Below are 4,155 nucleotides of genomic sequence, written 5' to 3'. Positions count from 1 at the left end.
TAAAGAAACAGGTATATTAATTAGTTTTGATGTTAATTTAAGATTTAATCTTTGGGAAGATATGAATGAATATTATAATACTATACAAGAGTTTTTACCTTATGTAGATATATTGAAAATATCTGATAATGAATTAGAATTTGTTACAGGAACAAATAATATAGAAAAAGCTTTAGAAGATAAATTCAAACATATATCACATGTTTTATACACTAAAGGTGAAAATGGCTCAGAAGTATATCATAATGGTTTTAAGGTTTTAAACACTATACCGAATGTTAAAGTTATAGATACAACAGGAGCAGGCGATGCTTTTGTTGGGGCATACATTTCAAAATTACTTAAAACAGAAGAAGATAAGAAAAAATTAAGTATAATTAATTTAGAAAATATATCAAGATTTGCAACTAATTATGCTTCTTTATCAACAACTAATATAGGTGCTATATCTAGTTATGTAGATGAAGAAAAATATAAAGAAATTTTCAATGAAATTTAATAATTAAATAAATATTTTAGTAAAATATTGTTATTATGTATAATTAAAAAGAAGCACATTATCTATTTTAGATTATTTGTTCTTCTTTTTAGTTTTATTATGTTTATTATAATTCTCCAGCATAATTATGATATACTTTTTGAACATCATCATTATCTTCAAGAATATCTATTAATTTTCTTAATTTTTCTAAATCTTCATCAGATAAAGTTTCAACTTCGATTGATGGTACGTATTCGATATCTGATTCTAGTAATTCATAACCATTTTTTCTTAAAGCATCAGACACTGCATCAAAAGTATCTGTTGGAGTAGTGATATAGAAACTATCATCTAAACTTTCCATATCTTCCATACCTGCTTCAAGAGCAATTTCCATTATTTTATCTTCATCAGTTTTATCAGTTTTTTCTATAATGATTACACCTTTTCTATCAAACATATATGAAACACATCCAGTAACTCCTAAATTACCTCCGTTTTTATCAAAAGTTGATTTTACAGCTGAAGCAGTTCTGTTTCTATTATCAGTAAGTGATTCAACAACTACTGCAACACCACCTGGTCCATATCCTTCATAATTTAATGAATCAAATGTAGCAGAACCATCTGCTCCAGAACCTTTTTTAATAGCTCTTGTAATATTGTCATTAGGCATATTTATTGCCTTAGCTTTTTCAATAGCATGTTTTAATGCAACGTTATATTCAGGGTCTGCACCATTTCTAGCAGCAACAGTAATTAATCTAACATATTTAGTAAAAGCTGCTCCTCTTTTTTTATCTTGTGCTTCTTTACGACCTGCTATAGTACCATGTCTTCCCATATTTCCTCCAATTTTTTTATTTCTTATAAATTATATCATATTAAAAAATTATAGTCAAAATTTAATCATTTAACTTAAGTACCGATAAGAATGCTTCTTGTGGTATTTCTACATTACCAATAGCTTTCATACGCTTTTTACCTTCTTTTTGTTTTTCTAATAATTTTTTCTTACGAGTAATATCTCCACCATAACATTTAGCTAATACATTTTTTCTTAATGCTTTAACTGTTTCACGAGCAATTACTTTAGTTCCAAGTGCTGCTTGTATAGGAATTTCAAATTGTTGTCTTGGAATAACTTCTTTTAATTTCTCAACTATAGATCTTCCTCTATAATAAGCATTATCATTATGTGCTATAAATGAGAATGCATCTACTGCTTGTCCACTTACAAGAATATCTATTTTAACAAGATTAGATTCTCTAAATCCTATCATTTCATATTCGAATGAAGCATAACCTTTAGTTCTTGATTTAAGTTTATCGTAAAAATCTATAACAACTTCAGCAAGAGGTAAATCATATATTATCATCGATCTATTTTCATCAACGAAACTCATATTTACAAAAGTTCCACGTTTTTCTTGACAAAGTTCCATTACATTTCCTACATAATCTTTAGGTACGATTATTGTTCCTTTAATAAATGGTTCTTCGATATGTTTTCTACCTTCAGGAAATTCTGCTGGGTTGTCTATTATAAGCATATTAGAAGTACCTTCGACTGTAACGTGATATTCAACTGATGGAGCAGTAGAGATTAAATCAATTCCAAATTCACGTCTTAATCTTTCTACAATAATCTCCATGTGTAATAATCCTAAGAAACCACAACGGAAACCAAATCCTAATGCAAGTGAAGTTTCAGGGGTGTAGCTAAGTGAAGCATCATTTAATTGCAGTTTTTCTAAAGCTTCTCTTAAATCTTCGTAATCATCAGTAGATATTGGATAAATACCTGCAAATACCATACTTAATGCTGGTCTATAACCTGAAAGTGGAAATTCTGTAGGATTTTTAACATGAGTTATTGTATCTCCAACTTGTGTATCTTTTATTGATTTAATACCAGTAATAATATATCCAACTGAACCTGTATTTAATTCATTTGTTTCTTTCATTTTAGGTGAGAATATTCCTAATTCTAGAACTTCAAATTCTTTACCTGTTGACATTATTTTGATTTTATCACCTTTTTTAATAGAACCATCAATTATACGTATATATGTAATAACTCCTCTAAAATCATCATAATGAGAATCAAATATAAGTGCTTTTAATGGAGCGTTATCTTTACCATCTGGTTCAGGAAGATGATTAACTATACCTTCAAGTAATTCATCTATTCCTATTCCTGTTTTTCCTGAAACAAGAACAGAATTATCAGTAGGTAATCCTATTACATCCTCAATTTCAAGCATAACTCTATCTGGATCTGCAGAAGGTAGGTCTATTTTATTGATAACTGGCAAAATTTCTAAATCATTTTCAAGTGCTAAATATACATTAGCAAGAGTTTGAGCTTCAATTCCTTGTGCTGCATCAACTACAAGCAAAGCACCATCACATGCAGCAAGAGATCTTGAAACTTCGTATATAAAATCAACGTGACCAGGTGTATCAATAAGATTTAATTCGTATATATTTCCATCTTTTGCTTTATAATTTAAAGTGACAGCTTGTGCTTTTATAGTTATTCCTTTTTCACGTTCAAGGTCCATACTATCTAATAATTGCTCTTTCATTTCTCTTTGACTAACAGTACCAGTCATTTCAAGTAATCTATCAGCAATGGTAGATTTACCATGATCTATATGAGCAATTATTGAAAAATTTCTTTTAAATTTTTTATCTATCATTTTACTCCTCGTTATTTTGTTTTACTTAGATTTTATCATACTTTTTAAATATATTCAATAGAATCTAAAAGAATAGAAATCTTTAAATATATTTATAATTAAAGATTTTATTCTTTAATTTTTAAATAAACTAAATTTAAAAATTTTGAAACTTTAGAATTGGCTTGTATCCTTCTTTACATTATAGGTGCAGAAGTAGTATAATACAGTTAGATGATGACCTTAAAGATATGAATTTAAAGGTCACTAAAAATATAGAAGAAAATCCTAACCGGTTTAGTGATTATAGACCTTATTTTAAAGAAAAAAGTAGTAGTAAATTTCTATAAATCAAGGTATAAAATTAAAAAAGGGGAAGTAAAAACTTTAAGAAATAGATTTGAAGAATTTGATAGAGGTTTAAGAATAAGTAAAAAAACTCAGACTATATTAAGAACAATACAAGCAGAAACAAAAGAATATACAATTAATGAAATAACTAATATAAAATCTAAAGTTAAACTTTACATTGAAAAAGGTACACTAAATAAATATAGTGATATTAGAGAGTTAAAGAAAGAATTGAAGTATATAGATGATAATTTATATGAAAATTGTAATCTTATGAAATTAGATAGTAAAAAACTAAAAGGATTAAAAGCAGTTATAATGGATGCTGAAATACAAGTGGGTTCTTATTTACCTAAAACAAATACTTTATACTTAAATCCATTAATATTAGGCAGTGAAGAAAAATATGAATCAACTTTAAAAAATGGTTACATTAATAGATTGGCTTGTAATGATAATATACTATCAAATTACATACACGAATTAACTCATTATTTAGAGCATAAAAGATATGGTAAGAATTTAATTAAAAGAGAAAAAAATTATAAAAAAATAGATGAATTATTAAAAAATGTTAATATTTCAAAAGAAATTAGTATATATGCTGAAAATATTTTAAAAAGTAAAGATAAATCAAAA

Annotated in this window: 4 protein-coding genes; 2 read left to right on the top strand and 2 right to left on the bottom strand. The window is 26.6% G+C overall.

What is annotated here, in order from left to right; all coding sequences use genetic code 11:
- Positions 1–499 (top strand): PfkB family carbohydrate kinase (locus ACWYO2_RS05010; RefSeq protein WP_455515388.1); only part of this gene is annotated, 499 nt, incomplete at its 5' end.
- 106 nt (positions 500–605) lie between these two features.
- Here ACWYO2_RS05010 and ACWYO2_RS05005 read toward each other — a convergent pair.
- Positions 606–1,325 (bottom strand): YebC/PmpR family DNA-binding transcriptional regulator, encoded by a 720-nt coding sequence (locus ACWYO2_RS05005; protein WP_455515387.1) that lies wholly within the window; start codon positions 1,323–1,325, stop codon positions 606–608.
- Between the two features lie 61 nt (positions 1,326–1,386).
- Positions 1,387–3,186: a translation elongation factor 4 gene (gene lepA / locus ACWYO2_RS05000; protein ID WP_455515386.1), complete on the bottom strand. Its 1,800-nt coding sequence runs from the start codon at positions 3,184–3,186 to the stop codon at positions 1,387–1,389.
- 279 nt (positions 3,187–3,465) lie between these two features.
- Here lepA and ACWYO2_RS04995 point away from each other — a divergent pair.
- A partial coding sequence (locus ACWYO2_RS04995; protein ID WP_455515385.1) for a hypothetical protein occupies positions 3,466–4,155 on the top strand: 690 nt, incomplete at its 3' end.

This window comes from Pseudostreptobacillus sp. (assembly GCF_977040545.1).
The sequence above is the reverse complement of the archived record's forward strand: the minus strand, read 5'-3'. Positions and strand labels throughout refer to the sequence as shown.